Here is a 964-nt window from a genome sequence, read left to right as displayed (position 1 = left end):
TTGCTCATGGTGTCGTTGCTCCGAAGCCTGGGCACCGCTGCAACGTCAGCACCAGCGCGCCGGGTAGGTGGGCATCCTTCAACTGTGCGGCCACCTCTGCCCGGTGCCAGTTGCCACAGCGCCAGCGGCCAGCGCCGTGAAGGTGGGCACATTCAAGGCACAGCCGCCGGTCGTCGTTCTCACGATCCCGGATCGCCAGCCGGTCGGCCTCGCGCTCTGCATCGGCCAGTGTCAGCCCCTTGTCGGTGAAGCGAGACAGCCGCGCCGTGAACGTGTCGATTTCCACCGTGTTCATGGCCTCGCTGTGCGGCCAGCACCAGCGGTCAGGCTCAGTTGTCGGTGTGGTGTCGGTGGCATCGTTTGCCGCCGCTGTGCTGGCCTCGATTTTCTGAAAAGGTGCCGGGGGGTACGCTTGTAAACCTAGAAAACCATCCGGGCCACCCTCTGCCGGGGGTTGTCTAGGTTCTCTAGCGTGGGGGGGTGGGGCTTTTGGGTTTTTCAGCCGATCCAGCCACTTCATGCGCCACCCCCATTCAACAGCATGGGATGGATCAGATAACGCTCGCTGGGTCTGCCTCCCTTGGCCCCGCCGGGGATCACTTCACGCGCCAGCCAACCATGATCGGCCAACAGGTCCGCCGCCTTGCGTACTGCGTCAGTGGTGCCCAATCCGGCCCAATGCTTGACCGACACTTTCCACGGCTCGAACGATTCCAGAATCACGCCGTCGCTGTCGCACAGCTTGCCCGCCTTGATCTTGTCCAACAGTTGTTTGGCCCCGGCGGTTTCCGGGATCACTGCTGCCGCGTAGATGCGCTCGGCATGGCTTCGCAGGTAGTCACCCCATGCCAGCGCCCGGATCAGTTCACGCTCATGGATCACGCCGCCGCTGTCGGGGGTGTCCACCAGGGCAAAGATCAGCGCCAGGGCCGGAATCAGCTTGCGGTACTTGCTCAGGTGCGAG

At 63.7% G+C, this 964-nt stretch carries 2 protein-coding genes; both read right to left on the bottom strand.

Translation table 11 applies throughout. The features are described 5' to 3' along the window. Positions 1 to 4: 4 nt before the first annotated feature. Entirely contained in the window at positions 5 to 295 is a 291-nt protein-coding gene (locus ACFQU0_RS20040; protein WP_382203742.1) for a hypothetical protein, read from the bottom strand. A 221-nt stretch (positions 296 to 516) separates the two neighbouring features. Further along, a partial coding sequence (locus tag ACFQU0_RS20035; RefSeq protein WP_382203740.1) for a DUF3987 domain-containing protein occupies positions 517 to 964 on the bottom strand: 448 nt, incomplete at its 5' end.

It is taken from the genome of Hydrogenophaga defluvii, assembly GCF_042665235.1.
Lineage (GTDB): Bacteria > Pseudomonadota > Gammaproteobacteria > Burkholderiales > Burkholderiaceae_C > Hydrogenophaga > Hydrogenophaga defluvii_A.
This window is presented reverse-complemented; position numbering and strand designations above follow the sequence as displayed.

Excerpts from the sequence above, each read along its gene's own strand:
- ACFQU0_RS20040 (WP_382203742.1), bottom strand. The coding sequence starts at position 295 with ATGAACACGGTGGAAATCGACACGTTCACGGCGCGGCTGTCTCGCTTC.